The sequence below is a fragment of the Streptomyces sp. NPDC000941 genome (assembly GCF_053599555.1).
On the sequence record NZ_JBSFMM010000226.1, the window covers coordinates 1 to 17,731 of the forward strand.

Consider the following 17,731-nt stretch of genomic DNA (forward strand, 5'->3'; position numbering starts at 1 on the left):
GCGCCGGCCCGCCGTTCGCCCGCGCTGGCCGCCCTCGGCCCGTGCCTGCGGTGCCTGTCGGGCCGGTTGCGGCGCCTGCGCCTGCCGTTGGTACGCGGCGCCGGCCCGCCGTTCGCCCGCGCCCGCCGCCCCCGGGCCGTCCCCGCCGTGCCTGCTGCTCGCCCGTCTGCCGGGCCGCCGTGCCGACCGGACCGGCCGCGCCCGCCGCCCTCGGGCTGTTGGTACGCGGCTGCCGTCCGCTGAGCCGCCGTTCGCCCGCGCCTGCCGCCCTCGGGGCGTGCCTGCCGTGCCCGCCGCGCTTGCTGTTCGCCGGACTGCCGCGCGGGCTGTCCCGCCGTGCCTGCCGCTCGCCCGTCTGCCGGGCCGCAGGCCCGGGCGGACCGGCCGGAGCGGCCGCGCGCGGTGCCTTCCGGCGGTCCGTAGGCACCCTCCCGCGCCTGCCGTGCGGCCCATCCCATTCCGTAACGCATCGCACCTTTCCGCAACGCGCCGCACCGCCCCGCGCTCAGCGAATTTTGTCCGCTTAGCACTTAAAGTCGGCCCATGCCCACGCCATATGGATCCCGCGGCGGAATGGCGTTCAGTGCGGATGAGCTGCGTGTGCTCCGACGCGCCCTCGCCATCGCCCTCCAGCCCCATCCCGTCACACTCTCCCCCGGCCACGGGGGCCCGGACCGGACGGAGGAGGTCCAGGACTGCCTCCGCCTCGCCGAGGCCGTGGACGAAGCGGTCCGCGAGGGCGGGCGGCTGCGAGCCTTTCTGCTCGACGAGCTCGCCCGCTACCGCGCCGCCCTCCCCGGCGCCGCCGTCGGCTATCTCGACCAGCTCGAAGGCGTCCTGGCGGCCGGCTACGAGCCGCTTCCGGAGGACTTGGCGGCGCTGCGCCAGCTGTGCCGGTCCGCCGCCGGGACCGGCGAGGCCGAGCGCCGCCGCGCCCTGCTGCGCCACTGTGAGCGGCTTGCCGAGCGCGGCGTGCGGGCCCGGCTCGCGGAGCGCGCGGCGGGGGCCCTACGGGCCCGCGAGGGCCGGTCCCCGGCGGTCCGGCTGAGGGTGCTGCCCGGCGGGGCCCCCGCGGGCGGCGCCCGGGTGGCGCAGAAGAATGGCGAACCCGGCCGGGAGCCGCGCAGGAAGCTGTCCGCCCCCGACCGCGGCGGCCACGAGGAGCCCGGCCACGAGGAGCCCGGGCACAGCGAGCCGGCACAGGGTGAGCCGAAACAAGCCGGGCCCGAGCGCGCCGCCCCCAAGCCGGCAGATCCGGAGCTGGTCGACCAGAAGCGCGAGGAGCCGAAGCGCGAGGAGTCGAAACAAGCCGACCCCAAGCAGTCCGACCCCGAGCGCGAGAAGCCCAAGCAGGGCGAGCCGAAGCAAAGCGAACCGGCAAAGGGCGAGCCCAAACAGAGCGAACCCAAGAAAGCCGAACCCAGCAAAGGCGAACCCAAGAAAGCCGAACCCAAGCGCGCCGAGCCAACACGCGCCGAACCGACACGCGCCGAACCCAAGCGTGGTGAACCGGGTCGCGCCGAGCCGGGCCACAGGGCGCCGCGCCCGGCCCGGCCGGTGCCCACCCCGGCGGAGGTCTTCCCGCCCAAGCGCCGCCGCCCGGCCCAGCCGTCGGAAGGCGACTCCCGGCTCGGGCGGGTCCCGGCCTGAGCCGGGGCCGGGGCACTTTGTAATCTGGAGGTCTCGAGTCGGCTCGAGTCAGCTCGTCGAGCCAGAAGGAGCGACAGCCATGGATTACATCTCCGCGCTGGTCCCGCCCGTGGTGATGGCCGTGGCCTTCACCGCGCTGATTGTGACGATCGTGAAGAGCCAGGGCGGTGCCAACAAGGCCAAGGAAGACGCCGCGGTGGACGCGGCGATCGCCCGCGCCGAGGCCGAGCAGCAGGCGCGGTCCAGCGCTTCCTGATCCGCCCGAAGCCTCTGGGTGTCTGGGGTCGCACGTCCCGGGATGACATCGTCTCGGGATGTGCGCCCTTTTTCGCGCGCATGAACCCGACATTCGAGACATCTCCCACTATTATTCACGTGTGCCTCGGCCATTGGGAGATCTCGAAGACGCGGTCATGACGCGGGTGTGGAAGTGGAACCGCCCCGTCACGGTCCGGGAAGTCCTGGAAGACCTTCAACAGGAACGCTCGATCGCCTACACGACGGTCATGACCGTAATGGACAACCTCCATCAGAAGGGCTGGCTGCGCCGTGAGGTGCAAGGGCGCGCCTATCGATATGCCGCGGTCTCCACCCGTGCCGCCTACTCGGCCGCACTGATGAACGAGGCATGGTCCGCGAGTGACAACCCGGCCGCCGCACTCGTCGCGTTCTTCGGGATGATGTCCGAAGAGCAGCGAGATGCGCTGCGAGATGCGATGCGCGTCGTTCAACTCGAAGAGCCCGGTGAGGGCCCCGGTGGGTCGCGGCGATGACACCGGCGATAGCGTCCGAGCATGTCCTTGGCTCAATCTAAAGCAGTCACCGTCAGGCGTGCCCGGACCTCTGATGTGCCGGCCGTACGCCGCCTCATCGACAGCTACGTGACCGATCGCATCCTCCTCGACAAAGCGACGGTGACGCTTTACGAGGACATCCAGGAGTTCTGGGTGGCGGAGCGGGACGGCGACGCGGAGGTCATTGGCTGCGGGGCACTGCATGTCATGTGGGAAGACCTCGCGGAGGTTCGCACTCTCGCCGTGGATCCCGCCGTGAAGGGCAGTGGTGTAGGCCACCTGGTGCTCGACAAGCTGTTGCAAACGGCGCGCTGGCTCGGCGTGCGGCGCATTTTCTGCCTCACCTTCGAAGTCGACTTCTTCACCAGGCACGGCTTCGTGGAGATCGGCGAGACGCCGGTCGACGGTGATGTCTACAGCGAGCTGCTGCGTTCCTATGACGAGGGCGTCGCGGAGTTCCTTGGTCTCGAACGGGTGAAGCCGAACACCCTTGGCAACAGCCGGATGCTTCTGCAACTGTGATCGCGGTCCCTATGTCCGAATCGCTCCCCTATCACATAGCTCCGGAACAGATGGTTCCCGTGCGGTCCGTCGATCGAACCTTCCCCGGGGGTTTGTGTTTTTCCCGGAAAAGCGGTTTCCTATTCTCCCGTAGTGTAATTACCTGGGGGGTGGGGACATCAGCGCCTAACGCTGCGGCCCGAGCTCCCCGGTTTCTCGGAAAGGAACCCCATGGCACAGAAGGTTCAGGTCCTTCTTGTCGACGACATCGACGGCGGCGAGGCGGACGAGACTGTGACGTTCGCACTGGACGGCAAGAGCTACGAGATCGACCTCACCACGGACAACGCGGACAAGCTCCGTGACGCCCTGGAGCCCTTCACCAAGGGTGGTCGTCGCACCGGTGGCCGGGCGGCCGCTGCTCGCGGCAAGGCGGCGGCGCGTGCGACGACCGGTGGCAGCCAGGACACCGCGAAGATTCGCGCCTGGGCCAAGGAGAACGGCTACGAGGTCAACGACCGCGGGCGTGTTCCGGCGACTGTGCGTGAGGCGTACGAGAAGGCGAACGCCTGAGCGCGTCACCTTCTCTGGCTTCTCCGGCTCGCCGGGCTCCCCGCTGTCCCGGCAAGAGCCGACCGCGCAACAACCGGGCACGGTGGCACTCAGTGGCCGCCGCACCCACGAGCCGTACGAGATCGGGGGCGTCCCCATCGCCCCCGAACCCTGCCACCGGCAGCATCGGCTCCACCTCACTCCCCGGCTCGGGAGGTCGTAGCCATACGGCGGCCTCCTGCGGGCTCGGCTCCCCGAGTGCCGTCCCAAACGGCCGGGAGGGGGGACAAGGCGCGATGATCCGGCCGCCAGCACCGATCGCGGTCAGATCGAGGGGGACCTCGCCCCATTCCAGCCAGTCGAGCAGCCCCGGCAGCTCGTCGGCGCTGCCCGCGGCCACCAATAGCCGCATTCTGGGGCCCTCCACCGCGACCGGACCGGTCCGCGGTACGCGCCGCAGCAAGGCGACACCGGCGTCGGCCGGCAGCTCCAGCACGTCGAAGCGCACCCCCGTGAGCAGTTCGACGGGATCGCTGCCGGTCGTCGGCCATCCCAGCCCGCTCTCGTACCACTGAGCCCACGCCCCCCGGGCGCCGGGCGTGGCGGGCGCGGCCGGGATCTCCAGAGCGCGGATGTCCTGGACAGGGATGTCCGCGACAGGGATGTCCGGGACGGGGAGGTCCGGGGTCGTGAGGGCCATGCCCGGAGCAACTGCGCCCCTCTTCGAAAGTTACGTGAGGTCACGCACAGTGACGCACGCCCCCGATTGCGCAGTGTCGCGACGGAGATGCGTTCCGTATCCGCCAAGGGGTCTACAGGAGCGGTGAACGGGCGCAAGGTTGTTCGCCCGTAGCGGAGGGAACCCGCTCGCGCCGCATGGAGTGTCAGCCCATGCGGGTAAGACATGCCTAGTGGGAGGGGCGGTCCGCGGGCCGGGAAGCGATCGCGTTCGCCATGGGCGTAGTGGCGGCGAGCGTAGATGCCTGGCCTGCGGGAACATCGTCTCGCACCATCGGGTTGGAGCTGTTGTCGGCTGTTCGGGGAAAGGGAGCCAGCGTGCTGCCTTCCTCGCGAGAGCGGGGTGATCCGGATGGGTGTCGGCAGTTGGAATGAGCGGTCCCCGCTTGCGGGACTAAGCTGCGGAAGGACAGAGAGGGGAGCGCCCCCTTACTGCCTGACCGCTCTGAGGAGCGATTAACGATGTTCGAGAGGTTCACCGACCGCGCGCGGCGGGTTGTCGTCCTGGCTCAGGAAGAAGCCCGGATGCTCAACCACAACTACATCGGCACCGAGCACATCCTCCTGGGCCTGATCCACGAGGGTGAGGGTGTCGCCGCTAAGGCCCTGGAGAGCCTCGGGATTTCGCTCGAGGCGGTCCGCCAGCAGGTGGAGGAGATCATCGGCCAGGGCCAGCAGGCCCCGTCCGGTCATATTCCCTTCACCCCCCGTGCGAAGAAGGTCCTGGAGCTTTCGCTCCGCGAGGCCCTTCAGCTCGGCCACAACTACATCGGCACGGAGCACATCCTGCTCGGCCTGATCCGCGAGGGCGAGGGCGTCGCAGCCCAGGTCCTGGTGAAGCTGGGCGCCGATCTGAACCGGGTCCGGCAGCAGGTCATCCAGCTGCTCTCCGGCTACCAGGGCAAGGAAGCCGCCACGGCCGGCGGCCCGGCGGAGGGCACCCCCTCCACCTCGCTCGTCCTGGACCAGTTCGGCCGCAACCTCACCCAGGCCGCCCGCGAATCCAAGCTCGACCCGGTCATCGGGCGCGAGAAGGAGATCGAGCGGGTCATGCAGGTGCTCTCGCGCCGCACCAAGAACAACCCGGTCCTCATCGGCGAGCCCGGCGTCGGCAAGACGGCGGTCGTCGAGGGCCTGGCCCAGGCCATCGTCAAGGGCGAGGTGCCCGAAACCCTCAAGGACAAGCACCTCTACACCCTCGACCTCGGCGCCCTGGTCGCGGGCTCCCGCTACCGCGGTGACTTCGAGGAGCGCCTGAAGAAGGTGCTCAAGGAGATCCGCACCCGCGGCGACATCATCCTGTTCATCGACGAGCTCCACACCCTGGTGGGTGCGGGTGCCGCCGAGGGCGCGATCGACGCCGCGAGCATCCTCAAGCCCATGCTGGCCCGCGGCGAGCTGCAGACCATCGGCGCGACCACGCTCGACGAGTACCGCAAGTACCTGGAGAAGGACGCGGCCCTGGAGCGGCGCTTCCAGCCCATCCAGGTCGCCGAGCCGTCGCTGCCGCACACCATCGAGATCCTCAAGGGCCTGCGGGACCGTTACGAGGCGCATCACCGCGTCTCCATCACGGACTCCGCCCTGGTCGCGGCCGCCACCCTGGCCGACCGCTACATCTCGGACCGCTTCCTGCCGGACAAGGCGATCGACCTGATCGACGAGGCCGGCTCCCGGATGCGTATCCGCCGCATGACCGCACCGCCGGACCTGCGCGAATTCGACGAGAAGATTGCCGATGTGCGCCGGGAGAAGGAGTCCGCGATCGACTCGCAGGACTTCGAGATGGCCGCGGGCCTGCGCGACAAGGAGAAGCAGCTCCTGGCCGCCAAGGCGAAGCGCGAGAAGGAGTGGAAGGCCGGCGACATGGACGTCGTCGCCGAGGTGGACGAGGAGCTGATCGCCGAGGTCCTGGCCACGGCCACGGGCATCCCGGTCTTCAAGCTCACCGAGGAGGAGTCCTCTCGCCTGCTGCGCATGGAGGACGAGCTGCACAAGCGCGTCATCGGCCAGAAGGACGCCATCAAGGCGCTCTCCCAGGCCATCCGGCGCACGCGTGCGGGTCTGAAGGACCCCAAGCGCCCCGGTGGATCGTTCATCTTCGCGGGCCCGTCCGGTGTCGGTAAGACCGAGCTCAGCAAGACCCTCGCCGAATTCCTGTTCGGTGACGAGGACGCGATGATCTCGCTCGACATGTCGGAGTTCAGCGAGAAGCACACCGTCTCGCGGCTCTTCGGCTCCCCGCCCGGATACGTGGGCTACGAGGAGGGCGGCCAGCTCACCGAGAAGGTGCGCCGCAAGCCGTTCTCCGTGGTCCTCTTCGACGAGGTCGAGAAGGCCCACCCGGACATCTTCAACTCGCTGCTGCAGATCCTGGAGGACGGTCGCCTGACCGACTCCCAGGGCCGGGTCGTGGACTTCAAGAACACGGTCATCATCATGACCACCAACCTCGGCACCCGGGACATCTCCAAGGGCTTCAACCTGGGCTTCGCCGCCCAGGGCGATGTGAAGACCGGCTACGAGCGGATGAAGGCGAAGGTCAACGAGGAGCTCAAGCAGCACTTCCGGCCCGAGTTCCTCAACCGCGTCGACGACACGGTCGTCTTCCACCAGCTCAGCGAGGAAGACATCATCCAGATCGTCGACCTCATGATCGACAAGGTGGACGAGCGGCTCAAGGACCGCGACATGGGCATCGAGCTCAGTGGCGACTCCAAGAAGCTGCTGGCCAAGAAGGGCTACGACCCCGTGCTGGGCGCCCGGCCGCTGCGCCGGACCATCCAGCGCGAGATCGAGGACGTGCTGTCGGAGAAGATCCTCTTCGGCGAGCTGCGCTCCGGTCACATCGTGGTCGTGGGCACCGAGGGTGAGGGTGAGGAGAAGAAGTTCACCTTCCGCGGCGAGGAGAAGTCGGCCCTGCCGGACACCCCGCCGATCGAGTCCGCGGCAGGCGGCGCGGGCCCGAACCTCAGCAAGGAGGCGTGACCTCCCGCCCGGGAGTCGCGCACAGCGCCCAGGGGCTGCCCCGGACCGTGTGAACGGTCTCCGGGGCAGCCCTTTTGCTTGTTCGTGCTCAAGCGGGGTTCCAGGGGTCTCTGGAGGCGGCCTTGAGGCCCTTGCAGGGCACTTCAAGGCCCCATTGCCGAGCTCCATTGCCGAGCAGGGCGGGCAGGGGCCGTAAAAGCCCCTGGAAGCCCTCCTGGGACCCTGGCGTGTTTCGGGCGGCCCTCAGGGCGAGAACCCCTCAGGGCCGCGTCACGATGACCTGTACGCCCTCGGGGACCCCGGTCACGGCGGCGTCGTGCGGCTCTTGCGGGTTCGACACCGGAAAGTCGAGTTCCCGCTCATCGAGACGGGCGATGATTTCATCCGCGCAGTCCGCGTAGCGGTCGGTGTCATAACGCTGCCGGGCCCCGACGAGCACGGAGCGTATGGCCCAGGAAGTACGGCAGGAAGTGCGGTCCCGCAGCCGGTGCGCTTCCTCGTCCGGGACAACTGTCGGATCGGGCAGCATTTCCAGCACGATAGGGCCGATCCAGCCAAGCCCCGAGCCCGTTCCAAGGCGGTCGGGCGGACCGGATCCCGGGTATAGCGCTGCGCCCGGGCGACATTCTGATCAACTCTTCCCGGTCGTCCTCGTGGTCGTGTTCGATCAGGAAGTCGAAATCATGCCGTTCGACGGCCGCTCTCGGGCTCAGATAGTCCTGGAAGGTCCGCCGCACGCGGTCCTGGAAGGTCCCGTGCGCGTAGTCCTGGAAGGTCCGGTGCGCGAAATCGATCGCGTCCGGCGCGGGCTCACGCAATAGTCCGGTACGGATGTCCGCCCTGCCGTGGATGAGCATCCGGCGCGAGAGCTTCTATGAGCATCCAGCGCGAGAGCTTCTGCGGCGGCTGGATCTTCGGTTCCCGGGTGAGATCGATTGTGCGCAGATCTGCCCGCACATCCGCGGATTCGTGGCCGGCCGCCGTCCCCGGCTCCCGGGCTGTATCAATTGCGGGTACTCAGCCGGACACCCGGATAGCGCGGCCTGGTCGGGCCGGAAGTCCGCCCGGCATAGAAAGCGGAGGCGCCGGGTTCAGGCAATCGATGTCGTGTAACGTAATCGTCCTGTTCCGCACTGCGAGGGGATGCTGTCATGGAGCCGGCCGAAGAGGTCCGATACCTGATTCTGGCCGCGCAACGAGAGGGCAATCTCCGCCTTGCCCGGGCGTTGCGCCCGCTAGGGGTCACCCCCGCGCAGGCGGAGGTGCTGCGGCTGCTCGCGGAGCGGCAGCCGCTGACCATGTCCGGGCTCGGCGAACTGCTGGTCTGCGAGAGCGGCAGCAACCCGAGCCGACTGGTCGACCGGCTGGTGGCGGCCGATCTGGTGCGACGGGTCCCGGGCAGTCAGGACCGGCGCCAGGTGGAGCTCACGCTGACGGAGGCGGGCGGCAAGACCGCGCGTGAAGTGGCCGGGGCCGAGGCGGAGTTGCATCGCGGGATCGAGGCCGCCGGTGCGAAGTACGACCTGGATGGCGTGCTGGGGTTCTTGCGCTCGCTGGTGGAGGGCCAGAGCGCGGGCGATGCTGTGGCCCGCCGAGCGGGGCGCCCCGTGGCGTAGTCCGGCTGCCGCACATAGCCGCTTCCCTCAACTGTCTCGTGCGATCAATAGATGTCGTGTAATCTAATGACACGACATCGATCTTTGTTCGACGTCGCCCCGACACGGAGGACACGAGAGCTATGGCACCCCAGAGATACGAGGCGATCCCCAGCCGGCGGATCGTCGTGGAACGGTTCGGCGGCGTCGAGGAGCTGCGCGAGGTCGAGACGAGTGTCGCCGCCCCACCCCCGGGGCACACGCGGGTGAAGGTGCTCGCCGCAGGCGTGGGGTTCACCGACCTGATGGCCCGGGCCGGCGAGTACCTACTGCAGCGCAAGGTGCCGTTCAGCCCGGGCTACGAACTGGTCGGCGAGGTGGTCGACACCCACGGCGAGGGCTTGGCACCAGGCACGCTGGTGGCTGCCGCCCTGCCCAAGATGGGGGCCTACACCCAGTACGCCGTGCTTCCGGACTGGCTGCTGGTGCCGCTCCCCGACGGACTGGACCCGCACCTCGCGGCGGCGGTGCCGCTGGACTACCTCACGGCGCTGAGCGTGCTGGAGACGCACGCCCGGGTGGCCCGCGGCGGCACCGTCCTGATCCAGGGGGCCGGCGGCGGAGTCGGCCAGGCGCTCAGCCAGCTCGGTCGCCGCAGCGGGCTGCGGATGTACGGCACCGCCTCCGCCCCAGGCAGCGCAGAGCGTCTGGCCCGGTACGGCGTCGAGCACATCGACTACCGGCGCCAGGACTTCGAGACCGTCATCCGCGAACGTGAACCCCACGGAATACAAGCGGTGTTCGACCACATCGGCGGCGCCAACCTCGCCAAGAGCCACCGGATTCTCGCCCCGGGCGGCGTGCTGGTCAGCTACGCCTTCACCGGCCGCCCAGGCCACATGGTCGGCGACACCATCCGCGGCGCCGCGCGGGTCAGGCTGATGAACATGCGACCCGGCCGACGGACCGCCTTGTGCATGCTTCCCAAGGAGCTGAACGCGAACCGCGACTGGTACCGCGCCGGCCTGGAGCGGCTGCTCGCCCTGGCCCACACGGGCGGGATCGAGCCCAGCATCGCCGCACACCACCCGCTCGCAAAGGCCGCCGACGTACACGCCGCCCTGGAACGCCGGGAGATCACGGGCAAGATCGTCCTCACCGCCTCATGAGGTCGCCCCGGCGGCGGCCCGGTTCCCAGAGGCCAAGTCGCGTGATCAACTCCCGAAGGACCGCCGGAACGGGCCACTTAGGCCAGCGCACCACCGTCGACCGGCAGGACCACGCCGGTCACGTAGGAGGCGCGGTCGCTGAGCAGCCAGGCGGCGGCCTCGGCGATTTCGGCCGGTTCGGCGGCGCGGCGCAGCGGGGTCCCGGAGTTGAGCTGAGCGATGACGCCGGGGGACGCCGCCTCCCAGTCGTGGAGCATTTCGGTGAGCGTGGTGCCGGGGGCGATGGCGTTGACGCGGATGCCTTCCGGGCCGTACGTGACGGCGGCCGACTCGGTGAGGCTGTTGACCGCCCGCTTCATCGCGCCGTACGCGGGCAGTTGGGGGTTGCCCCTCAGGCTGCCGATGCTGGAGGTGTTGACGATGGCGCCCGTCCCGGCGGTGGCGCGGATGGCCGTGACCTCGGCGGCCATGGCCAGCCAGACGCCCTTGAGGTTGACGGCGTAGACGTGGTCGAAGTCGGCCTCGCCGACCTGGTCGAGCGGGCCCGGCGGCACGCCTGTCGCACCGTTGTTGAAGGCGGCGTCGAGGCGGCCGTACAGTTCCACGGCCCGCTCGACGGCGGCCCGGACGCTGGTCGCGTCGGCCAGGTCGCACACCACATGGTCTGCGGTGCCTCCCACCGTCCGTATCTCCTCGGTCACTGCCTTGAGCTGGGCCTCCGTACGGGCCGCGAGCAGCACTCGGGCGCCCTCGCGGGCGAACAGTCGCGCCGCGGCGGCGCCGATGCCGCGCCCGGCGCCGGTGACGAGGACGGCCTTGCCGGACAGCAGGCCCAGGGGCGCGGCGGAGGTGGGGACGTGGGGGTTCGGTGTGTTGTCCATGGCTTCGAGCCTGTGCCCGGGGCCGACGCCCATCCAGGCACCGGCGGTACCTGGATGGGGCCGAGACACCCGCGCACACTGGGGGCGTGGACAGACGGGAACTGGCGGACTTCCTGCGCAGCAGGCGTGAGCGGATCACCCCGGCCGACGTGGGGCTGCCCGCCGGGCCGCGGCGCCGCACCCCGGGGCTGCGCCGCGAGGAGGTGGCGCAGCTGGCGTTCATCTCGACCGAGTACTACACCCGGCTGGAGCAGGCGCGTGCCCCGCGCCCGTCCCGCGAGGTGCTGGCCGGGCTGTCGCGCGCCCTGCGCCTCACGGACGCCGAGCGCGACCACCTCCACTACCTCGCCGGCGCTCCCCCGGGCCCGCGGCCCGGACCCTCGCGCGAGGTGCGGCAGTCCATCGTCGACCTGCTGGACCGGCTGCCGCAGGCCGCGGCGATCGTGATGTCCGCGACGTACGAGGTCATCGCCTGGAACGCGCTGGCCGCCGCCCTCATGGAGGACTTCTCCGCCCTGCCGCGGCGCGACCGCAACTTCGTGCGCCGCGTCTTCCTCGGGCCGCACCGGGAGGGGCGGCGGCTGTACGGGGTGTCCGACGCGGACGCGTTCGCCCGCAACTCCGCCCAGCGGCTGCGTGCCACCGCCGCGCGCTACCCGGACGACCCCGAGGTGACCGAGCTGGTGGAGGAACTCCTCGCCGGAAGTGAGGAGTTCGCCCGGCTGTGGGCCTCTCACGACGTGTGCGCCGAGCCCACGCTGTGCAAGACCTTCCAGCACCCGCTGGTCGGCTCGGTCAGCGTCAACTGCGACGTCCTCGACATCACCGACCGGGACCAGCAGGTCGTCATCTACACCGCCGCCCCCGGCTCGCCATCCGAGGAGGCGCTGCGGCTGCTGTCCGTCATCGGCACCCAGCGGATGGATGTGGCCCGCTGACTTCTGGCTGCTGGGCCATGCTCCGGGCTCTGGTCTCCAGTAGTGCTCCACCAGGACTCCGGCAATGCTCCTGGGCCACGCGCGCACACTGCGGTGAGTGTCATGTGCTCCGCGCCGGGCGCTCGGTGTGCCCGGTCGCGGCACCCGCGTACGGAAGGAGCCCTTGTCATGCTTCGTGCTCGCTCATTCGCCATCGCCTCGGCCGCCCTGCTCGCGGCCCTCAGCGCCGCGTCCTCCGCGACCGCCGCCCCCACGGCCCCCACGGCCCCGGCGCGCCCGGCGGCCTATAGCTGCTCCCCGGGGTACTTCTGCATTTACAGCGACTGGGACGGCGGCGGCACCCGATGTCAATGGTCGCAGCCCAGCAAGGCGAACACCGCCGACGACTGTTCCTTCATCCGGAACGGCCAGAACGTCCGCTCCGTATGGAACGGAACGGGGCAGCGGAAGCAGTACTACACCCAGACCAACTACCACTCCCGCGTAGGCTCCACGGCTGCCGGCGCGGGCGGCAACCTCCAGGGCAGCTACCAGATCCGGTCCTTCAAGCCGCAGTAGCCGCCGCGCGGCTGCGCTCCGCCGCGCCCGTCCACGTGCCACAGCCGGAACATCGGGCCGACGCCCTGGTGGATGGAGGGCGGCGTCCAGGTAGCTCAGGTAGTTCATCGGGTGACCGACCCGACGATATCGGCGGTCGCGTCCCACAGCCGGCCGGCCATGGCCGCATCGAGGCCGGCCTTGCCCTGTCGGCGCAGGACCGGGGAGCCGCGGAAGCCTCCCAGGCCGTCCGGCCCGATGTAGGAGTTGCCCGGGACGTCCTGGGTGGCGGCGTAGAGCAGGGACAGCGCTCCGCGCTCCGGGGCGTTGGTGAGGAAGGTGAACCGGTTGATGACGTTCGACCGGGAGTGTGCCGCCAGCGCGGTACGGGCGATGCCCGGGCTGGCGAGCACGGAGCGGACCGGGCTGCCGGCGGCGGTCAGTCGTCGCTGCAGCTCCAGCGAGAACAGGACGGCGGCGAGCTTTGACGCCTGGTAGGCCCGCATCCCGTTGTGCTTGCGCGTACGCCAGTCGAGGTCGGCCAGGTCGATCCTGCCCTGTTTGTGCAGCTCGCTGGTGACGTGCACGACGCGGTCGGTGATGTGCCCGAGCAGCAAGTTGGTCAGCAGGAAGGGACCTGTGTGGTTGGTGGTGGTCTGCAGATCGAGGCCGTCGGCGGTGCGCGCGGCCGGGATGTCCATCACACCTGCGTTGTTGATCAGGATGTCGATGTCGCCGGACCAGGAGTCGGCAAAGGCACGCACCGAGGTCAGATCCGATACGTCGAGCGGCCGGGTGACGAAAGTACCGGGCAGACCGGCGACGGCCTGACGGGCCTTGCCCTCGTCGCGTACCCCCAGCACGACGCGGGCCCCGACCCGAGCGAACTCGCGCGCCGCGATCAGGCCGAGACCACGGCCGGCACCGGTGATCACCACCGTCCGGCCGGTCTGGTCCGGGAGGTCGTTCGCTGTCCAACTGGTCATGGCTTGTCGCTCCGTCGTTCGCGGTTTCGAGGCGACCGGTGATCTGTGATCGCATCACCAGAGAACTCGCCGCAGCACGGACGCTGGAAGGACTCGCCCAACCACTGACTGACAGGTCGTGGTTCAGCCGTGCCGGATGGCCGACGATGGGACACATGGGCCATACGTTCGACCATTCGTCCCTGGGCGCCTTCCTGCGCACCCGGCGTGCGGCGCTGCAACCGGAGGATGTCGGGTTGCCCCGCGGGCAGCGCCGACGTGCCGTGGGCCTGCGCCGCGAGGAGGTGTCGGAGCTGTGCACCATGTCCGCCGACTACTTCGCCCGGCTGGAACGCGGCGACGGACCGCAACCGTCGGAGCAGATGCTCGCGGCCATCGCCCGCGGTCTGCGGTTGACCCCGGACGAACGCGATCACCTCTTCCTGCTCGCCGGCTACCGCACCGCCCGCCGTGAGCTGCGGCGCCAGCACGTCAGCCCCGGGCTGATGCGCGTCATGGACGGCTTGGCCGGTACGACAGCTCAGGTCATGGGCCCCCTCGGCGAAACGCTCTTGCAGACCCCGTCCGCGGTGGCGCTGCTCGGCGAGCAGACCCAGTACACCGGCAACGCCCGCAGCGCGACGTACCGATGGTTCACCGACCCGGCCGCCCGCGAGCGCTACCACCCTGCGGAGCACGACGCCAACAGCCGGATCAACGTCGCGCAGCTACGCGCGGCCGTCACCCGCGACGGGCCCGGCTCCCCGGCGGCAGACTTGGCGGACATCCTGGGGCGCACCAGCGATGAGTTCGCCCGGCTGTGGGAGCGCCACGAGGTGGGTTTGCGGTGGAGCGAGACCAAGCGATTCGTTCACCCCGAGGTCGGGCGGCTGGACCTGTACTGCCAACTCCTGCTCGAACCGGACCAGGGCCAGTCGCTTCTCATCTTCACCGCCACGCCGGGCACCGAAAGCCACGAAAAACTCGCCCTGCTCACCGTGCTGGGCACCGCCCAGTTCGCCGCCGACTGAGGGCGGACGGCCGCGGGGCACCCCACCCTTCGTACAAACACTTGATTCAGGTCAAGCGTTTTCAGGGAGGGGGTGGGGTGGAGGGGCCCGCGATCCGCCGACGTCGTATGCCGTCTCGTCAGCGAAGCGCCTTCACCATCACCCGTTCCCTGGTCACACCATCGGCCAACAGGTCTCCGAGTTCTTCCGTAATGAGGAAGCCGTTGCGCTGATACAGCGCGATGGCCGACTCGTTGCCCGGGATCACCGCGAGTTTCAGCGTCGTAGCACCCGACTGCAGGGCCCACCTTTCGACTGCCGCTATCAACCGGCCTCCGACGCCGCGCCCCCGCGCCTGGGGACTGACCCACACCGACCTCAGTTCGTATACGCCGTTGTCCCCAGGAAGCCCGCTGGCCACCGCGACCGTTCGACCCCCCGACAACGCAACGATGTTGTAGGCGTCGGGCATCTCCAAGCGCTCACGCCACCGCTCCTCTCCGCCGCTGCGCCAGTCCGCAAGCCGAGCCTTGAACGCCTGCGGTGCCTCGCCCAGCGCGGCAAGGCGAACCTCCCGCCACAACGGCCAGTCGCCTTTCGTGAGAACGCGCAGGTGCACCATGCCGAGGAGTCTGCCGCGACGCCCGCGGAGGAGTCCACGACGGTGCTCGACGCGCTCGACGCCGATCCCGATCCGGTCGGCCCCCCTGGCGACTGAGGCTCCCGTGCCGGCGCTACGGCCCAGGGGGGCCGGTTACCCAGACTCCCGACTCGTTCTCTTCGGAGTAGAACCAGCCGCCGGGCCTGGGCCACCAGCCGAGCTCCATCTGCGACACGAACCCGTCCCCGTCGCTGACCACCCTGACGAGTGCGTCGCCGAGGGGCCGCCTCAGCACTTGTTCGTGGTCGCGGGTCATTTCGACGCCGTGCTCTGTGAGGAGACGGTGTGCTTCCGCCAGCTGAAGCGATGCGGCAGATGTTATGGGTCTCCGGGTGATCGCCTCAGGCAGGGTCAGTGGTTCGTTGCCGGTGAATGTGAGGCTGATGCGGGTGAGTGCAAGGTCCAGTCCAGTGCCGCGCCGGGTCCTGGCGCCCCTGTTGAAACACCTCATAGTGAGTTCGAGCGGAGAGTAGCGGCGCTTGCTGAGTTCAGCCGGACAGTAGCGGTACCACTGGAAACAATCATCGCCTTGCCCGTTCTTGATTCTTCTGGGCTCCCCGATCCGTTGCACCACGTCCGGTGGGGACATGCCCAAGACCAGAGGGCCGAATTTTCCGCTTCGGCAGAGCTCCACCAGAAATTCGTCCATATGCCACTACTCTCCCTGGTTGCGCCCTGGAGGGCGTGCGGTTGCCCGGGCGGGTCAGGTGGTGTGGTCGAGCCCGCCGGTCTTCACGGCCCGTATGAAGCGGCGCAGGGTGGCGGGGGTGGTGTGGATCGCTGTGCCGGGGTCGTCGCTCTCCCGGATGTGTATGCGGTCGTGGGTGGTGGCGAGCTCCACGCAGTTCGGCCCGGCGCCGTCGCTGAACGATGACTTCTGCCAGTTGAGGTCGGACATGACGCCCTTCGTCTAGTAGGTGTACAGGATGTGCTGGATGAGGCCCCATGAGTCGCGCTGCTCGTGGCGGTTTGGAGAGTCATCCGTTACCACGGCCGGCAGTGCGCTCTTGCTCAGACCATCGAACGTCTTTCCGTAGTGGGCAATGGATTTGTCGTCTCCCAGGCGCAGCGATTCCACCGGGTGTTCCAGAACGATGGTCTCCAGTCCGGGCGCGCCCGGCCCGAGGATCAGGAACGGTGTCCCGAACCAAGCCCGGGCCCCGCACTCGAACGGCAGGATCTGGATCCGGGTGCCAGGGCGCTCCGCCGCGCGAATGAGGTGGGCGAGCTGGCCTCGCATCACTTGCGAGCCTCCCACAGTGATGCGCAGGGCAGCTTCGTGGATTACCGCGTGGAACGTCACGCACTCGGACGTGAGAACGTCCTGGCGCGCCAACCGAAAGCGCACCGCCGTCTCGATCTCCTCCTGGGACGCGTCGGGGAGCGAGCTGCGGAAGAGTGCGCGCATGTAGGACTCGGTCTGGAGCAAGCCAGGGATGAGCAGCGTCTCGTGGCTGCGCATGTGGCTCGCGCGGGACTCGAGCTCAGCGAGATCCAGGGTGAACTGAGGCAGGTTGTGCCGGTACTTCGACCACCAGCCTTTGCCACTGCTCTCGGCCATGCTGACCAGCTCGTCGATATACGGCGCATTCTTGCACCCGTATGCATCAAGCAGGGCGCGTAGTCGTTCGGTTGGGATGGCGGTGCGGCCTGCTTCGATGTGGCTCAGGTGCGGAGCGCCCATGTCGATCAGCTTGCCGCCGTCGGCGATCGACAGCTCCGTCTGAAGTCGCTGCTTCTTGAGTTCAGCGCCAAGTCGACGTTGCCGTTCGGTGATGAGGGTTCGCAGCGCCACAGGCGGTCCTCCATGGGGGTTCGGTCACAGTGTGCCCCGGGCGGGTGAGGTGGTCCAACCATCCCGGTGAATAGGTTGCAATCTAGCTGAGCCGTGCCATACCGTAGGTGTTGCTTTGATCACACAGGGTATTGCGACCTTGGTGGCCGCGTGCCCTCGTGCAAGTCCCCACCTGACGGAACGCCACGGAGGCGTCTCATGGGAGTACATGCAGAGCCGGGCGCGGCAAGCCCCGGGAATTCCATCGGCGGAACCGAGCAACTTCCGCACCACTACACCTTGTCCGCCCCCGGCATCCCCATCGCGCCCAGGCTGTGCCGAGACTTCGTACGCAACCTGCTCGTGGCCTCCGGACTGGGCCAACTCGCCGACGCGGCGGCGCTGTGCACATCCGAGCTGGTGACCAATGCGCATCAGCACGGCAAGGGAGACGTGCGGCTCGCCGCCACCATCGAGTGCACCAGCGTGCGGGTTGCGGTGCACGACGACAGCCCCGCGTTGCCGTCGCCTCGCCGCGCGACGAACGACGAGACGCACGGGCGCGGGCTGTTCCTGGTCACCGCGCTCTCGGATGTATGCGGCCTGACGGTCGACGAACAACTCGACGGCACAGGCAAGGCCGTGTGGTTCGAGCTCGGACTCCCGCCCGGGGTCAAGACGTGAACGCTCAGGCACCCGGCGAGCGGGTCGCCGAGCTCGTTCGGGACGAGTTCGCCGCGCTGGGCGTGTGGCTGCCTGACATACGTGCGGACCTTCGGGAGCCGCAGCGGCCGCTGTTGGACATCGGGACGGTCCCGCTGGGGACCGGGTTCGCGATGCTGCGCGTCCTCGCGGACTACCAGCGGCTGTTGAAGGCCGAGCGAGCCCGGTTAGGGCGGAGCGGTTAGCCTCAATCCGCGCCCGAAGCCTGATTTGCGGTGAGTATGGGACAGCGACACGCCGACACGACGGCGTGTC

22 protein-coding genes are annotated in these 17,731 nt (G+C 69.2%); 14 read left to right on the forward strand and 8 right to left on the reverse strand.

The genetic code is table 11. The annotated features are described in order from the left end of the window. From ACWDSL_RS43780 to ACWDSL_RS43805, 6 genes are all read left to right on the forward strand, one after another. Window positions 1–243, forward strand: a 243-nt coding sequence (locus ACWDSL_RS43780; protein ID WP_450494071.1) for a hypothetical protein, incomplete at its 5' end; no start/stop codon positions are given. Window positions 244–543: 300 nt separating this feature from the next. Continuing rightward, window positions 544–1,650: a hypothetical protein gene (locus ACWDSL_RS43785; RefSeq protein ID WP_450494073.1), complete on the forward strand. Its 1,107-nt coding sequence runs from the start codon at window positions 544–546 to the stop codon at window positions 1,648–1,650. Window positions 1,651–1,729: 79 nt separating this feature from the next. Then, window positions 1,730–1,906, forward strand: coding sequence for a hypothetical protein (locus tag ACWDSL_RS43790; protein WP_179285621.1), 177 nt, complete (start codon window positions 1,730–1,732; stop codon window positions 1,904–1,906). A 121-nt stretch (window positions 1,907–2,027) separates the two neighbouring features. Continuing rightward, complete coding sequence (locus tag ACWDSL_RS43795; protein ID WP_450494109.1) at window positions 2,028–2,423, forward strand: BlaI/MecI/CopY family transcriptional regulator; 396 nt, start codon at window positions 2,028–2,030, stop codon at window positions 2,421–2,423. Between the two features lie 21 nt (window positions 2,424–2,444). Beyond that, on the forward strand, window positions 2,445–2,966 hold the full coding sequence (locus ACWDSL_RS43800) for an amino-acid N-acetyltransferase (RefSeq protein ID WP_450494075.1): 522 nt from the start codon (window positions 2,445–2,447) through the stop codon (window positions 2,964–2,966). 210 nt (window positions 2,967–3,176) lie between these two features. Then, complete coding sequence (locus ACWDSL_RS43805) at window positions 3,177–3,518, forward strand: histone-like nucleoid-structuring protein Lsr2 (protein WP_450494077.1); 342 nt, start codon at window positions 3,177–3,179, stop codon at window positions 3,516–3,518. Here the strand turns inward: ACWDSL_RS43805 and ACWDSL_RS43810 are convergent. Further along, window positions 3,457–4,197 (reverse strand): SCO3374 family protein, encoded by a 741-nt coding sequence (locus ACWDSL_RS43810; RefSeq protein WP_450494079.1) that lies wholly within the window; start codon window positions 4,195–4,197, stop codon window positions 3,457–3,459. The two genes, ACWDSL_RS43805 and ACWDSL_RS43810, sit on opposite strands and share 62 nt — an antisense overlap. A 500-nt stretch (window positions 4,198–4,697) precedes the next feature. Here ACWDSL_RS43810 and ACWDSL_RS43815 point away from each other — a divergent pair, with 500 nt between their 5' ends. Beyond that, the gene (locus ACWDSL_RS43815; RefSeq protein WP_450494081.1) at window positions 4,698–7,223 is read left to right on the forward strand and encodes an ATP-dependent Clp protease ATP-binding subunit; all 2,526 of its coding nucleotides are present in this window, start codon (window positions 4,698–4,700) and stop codon (window positions 7,221–7,223) included. Between the two features lie 259 nt (window positions 7,224–7,482). Here ACWDSL_RS43815 and ACWDSL_RS43820 read toward each other — a convergent pair whose 3' ends face one another. Further along, window positions 7,483–7,752, reverse strand: coding sequence for a hypothetical protein (locus tag ACWDSL_RS43820; protein ID WP_450494082.1), 270 nt, complete (start codon window positions 7,750–7,752; stop codon window positions 7,483–7,485). A gap of 622 nt (window positions 7,753–8,374) precedes the next feature. Between ACWDSL_RS43820 and ACWDSL_RS43825 the strand changes: the two genes are divergently transcribed. Together ACWDSL_RS43825 and ACWDSL_RS43830 are read left to right on the forward strand one after the other, a co-directional pair. Continuing rightward, complete coding sequence (locus tag ACWDSL_RS43825) at window positions 8,375–8,839, forward strand: MarR family winged helix-turn-helix transcriptional regulator (protein WP_450494084.1); 465 nt, start codon at window positions 8,375–8,377, stop codon at window positions 8,837–8,839. Between the two features lie 122 nt (window positions 8,840–8,961). After that, complete coding sequence (locus ACWDSL_RS43830) at window positions 8,962–9,987, forward strand: zinc-binding dehydrogenase (protein ID WP_450494085.1); 1,026 nt, start codon at window positions 8,962–8,964, stop codon at window positions 9,985–9,987. Window positions 9,988–10,064: 77 nt separating this feature from the next. Here ACWDSL_RS43830 and ACWDSL_RS43835 read toward each other — a convergent pair whose 3' ends face one another. Next, the gene (locus ACWDSL_RS43835) at window positions 10,065–10,868 is read right to left on the reverse strand and encodes an SDR family NAD(P)-dependent oxidoreductase (RefSeq protein ID WP_450494087.1); all 804 of its coding nucleotides are present in this window, start codon (window positions 10,866–10,868) and stop codon (window positions 10,065–10,067) included. An 86-nt stretch (window positions 10,869–10,954) separates the two neighbouring features. Here ACWDSL_RS43835 and ACWDSL_RS43840 point away from each other — a divergent pair, with 86 nt between their 5' ends. Both ACWDSL_RS43840 and ACWDSL_RS43845 read left to right on the forward strand, forming a co-directional pair. After that, window positions 10,955–11,806 carry a helix-turn-helix transcriptional regulator gene (locus tag ACWDSL_RS43840; RefSeq protein ID WP_450494089.1) on the forward strand — a complete coding sequence of 284 codons (852 nt, stop codon included), beginning with the start codon at window positions 10,955–10,957 and terminating at the stop codon, window positions 11,804–11,806. 168 nt (window positions 11,807–11,974) lie between these two features. Further along, window positions 11,975–12,364, forward strand: a complete 390-nt coding sequence (locus ACWDSL_RS43845; protein WP_450494091.1) for a peptidase inhibitor family I36 protein — start codon at window positions 11,975–11,977, stop codon at window positions 12,362–12,364. A gap of 104 nt (window positions 12,365–12,468) precedes the next feature. Here ACWDSL_RS43845 and ACWDSL_RS43850 read toward each other — a convergent pair whose 3' ends face one another. Next, the gene (locus tag ACWDSL_RS43850) at window positions 12,469–13,329 is read right to left on the reverse strand and encodes an SDR family NAD(P)-dependent oxidoreductase (protein WP_450494093.1); all 861 of its coding nucleotides are present in this window, start codon (window positions 13,327–13,329) and stop codon (window positions 12,469–12,471) included. A gap of 155 nt (window positions 13,330–13,484) precedes the next feature. Between ACWDSL_RS43850 and ACWDSL_RS43855 the strand changes: the two genes are divergently transcribed. Then, a complete protein-coding gene (locus ACWDSL_RS43855; RefSeq protein ID WP_450494095.1) occupies window positions 13,485–14,339 on the forward strand; it encodes a helix-turn-helix transcriptional regulator in 855 nt (284 codons plus the stop codon). A gap of 118 nt (window positions 14,340–14,457) precedes the next feature. Here the strand turns inward: ACWDSL_RS43855 and ACWDSL_RS43860 are convergent, their stop codons facing one another. The 4 genes from ACWDSL_RS43860 to ACWDSL_RS43875 form a co-directional block, all read right to left on the reverse strand. Further along, window positions 14,458–14,940: an N-acetyltransferase family protein gene (locus tag ACWDSL_RS43860; RefSeq protein WP_450494097.1), complete on the reverse strand. Its 483-nt coding sequence runs from the start codon at window positions 14,938–14,940 to the stop codon at window positions 14,458–14,460. A gap of 112 nt (window positions 14,941–15,052) precedes the next feature. Beyond that, on the reverse strand, window positions 15,053–15,628 hold the full coding sequence (locus ACWDSL_RS43865) for a hypothetical protein (protein ID WP_450494099.1): 576 nt from the start codon (window positions 15,626–15,628) through the stop codon (window positions 15,053–15,055). 54 nt (window positions 15,629–15,682) lie between these two features. Further along, window positions 15,683–15,877, reverse strand: a complete 195-nt coding sequence (locus ACWDSL_RS43870) for a DUF397 domain-containing protein (RefSeq protein ID WP_450494101.1) — start codon at window positions 15,875–15,877, stop codon at window positions 15,683–15,685. A gap of 12 nt (window positions 15,878–15,889) precedes the next feature. Then, window positions 15,890–16,774: a helix-turn-helix domain-containing protein gene (locus ACWDSL_RS43875; protein WP_450494103.1), complete on the reverse strand. Its 885-nt coding sequence runs from the start codon at window positions 16,772–16,774 to the stop codon at window positions 15,890–15,892. Between the two features lie 198 nt (window positions 16,775–16,972). Between ACWDSL_RS43875 and ACWDSL_RS43880 the strand changes: the two genes are divergently transcribed. Together ACWDSL_RS43880 and ACWDSL_RS43885 are read left to right on the forward strand one after the other, a co-directional pair. Beyond that, window positions 16,973–17,437 (forward strand): ATP-binding protein, encoded by a 465-nt coding sequence (locus tag ACWDSL_RS43880; protein WP_450494105.1) that lies wholly within the window; start codon window positions 16,973–16,975, stop codon window positions 17,435–17,437. Beyond that, window positions 17,434–17,661, forward strand: coding sequence for a hypothetical protein (locus ACWDSL_RS43885; RefSeq protein ID WP_450494107.1), 228 nt, complete (start codon window positions 17,434–17,436; stop codon window positions 17,659–17,661). Before ACWDSL_RS43880 ends, ACWDSL_RS43885 begins: the two co-directional genes overlap by 4 nt. Window positions 17,662–17,731: the final 70 nt, after the last annotated feature.

Coding starts and splice junctions, on each gene's coding strand:
- ACWDSL_RS43785 (WP_450494073.1), top strand. CDS start 544: ATGCCCACGCCATATGGATCCCGCGGCGGAATGGCGTTCAGTGCGGAT.
- ACWDSL_RS43880 (WP_450494105.1), top strand. CDS start 16,973: ATGGGAGTACATGCAGAGCCGGGCGCGGCAAGCCCCGGGAATTCCATC.
- ACWDSL_RS43810 (WP_450494079.1), bottom strand. CDS start 4,197: ATGGCCCTCACGACCCCGGACCTCCCCGTCCCGGACATCCCTGTCGCG.
- ACWDSL_RS43835 (WP_450494087.1), bottom strand. CDS start 10,868: ATGGACAACACACCGAACCCCCACGTCCCCACCTCCGCCGCGCCCCTG.
- ACWDSL_RS43830 (WP_450494085.1), top strand. CDS start 8,962: ATGGCACCCCAGAGATACGAGGCGATCCCCAGCCGGCGGATCGTCGTG.
- ACWDSL_RS43805 (WP_450494077.1), top strand. CDS start 3,177: ATGGCACAGAAGGTTCAGGTCCTTCTTGTCGACGACATCGACGGCGGC.
- ACWDSL_RS43790 (WP_179285621.1), top strand. CDS start 1,730: ATGGATTACATCTCCGCGCTGGTCCCGCCCGTGGTGATGGCCGTGGCC.
- ACWDSL_RS43870 (WP_450494101.1), bottom strand. CDS start 15,877: ATGTCCGACCTCAACTGGCAGAAGTCATCGTTCAGCGACGGCGCCGGG.
- ACWDSL_RS43850 (WP_450494093.1), bottom strand. CDS start 13,329: ATGACCAGTTGGACAGCGAACGACCTCCCGGACCAGACCGGCCGGACG.
- ACWDSL_RS43825 (WP_450494084.1), top strand. CDS start 8,375: ATGGAGCCGGCCGAAGAGGTCCGATACCTGATTCTGGCCGCGCAACGA.
- ACWDSL_RS43800 (WP_450494075.1), top strand. CDS start 2,445: ATGTCCTTGGCTCAATCTAAAGCAGTCACCGTCAGGCGTGCCCGGACC.
- ACWDSL_RS43845 (WP_450494091.1), top strand. CDS start 11,975: ATGCTTCGTGCTCGCTCATTCGCCATCGCCTCGGCCGCCCTGCTCGCG.
- ACWDSL_RS43815 (WP_450494081.1), top strand. CDS start 4,698: ATGTTCGAGAGGTTCACCGACCGCGCGCGGCGGGTTGTCGTCCTGGCT.
- ACWDSL_RS43855 (WP_450494095.1), top strand. CDS start 13,485: ATGGGCCATACGTTCGACCATTCGTCCCTGGGCGCCTTCCTGCGCACC.
- ACWDSL_RS43865 (WP_450494099.1), bottom strand. CDS start 15,628: ATGGACGAATTTCTGGTGGAGCTCTGCCGAAGCGGAAAATTCGGCCCT.
- ACWDSL_RS43860 (WP_450494097.1), bottom strand. CDS start 14,940: ATGGTGCACCTGCGCGTTCTCACGAAAGGCGACTGGCCGTTGTGGCGG.
- ACWDSL_RS43820 (WP_450494082.1), bottom strand. CDS start 7,752: ATGCTGCCCGATCCGACAGTTGTCCCGGACGAGGAAGCGCACCGGCTG.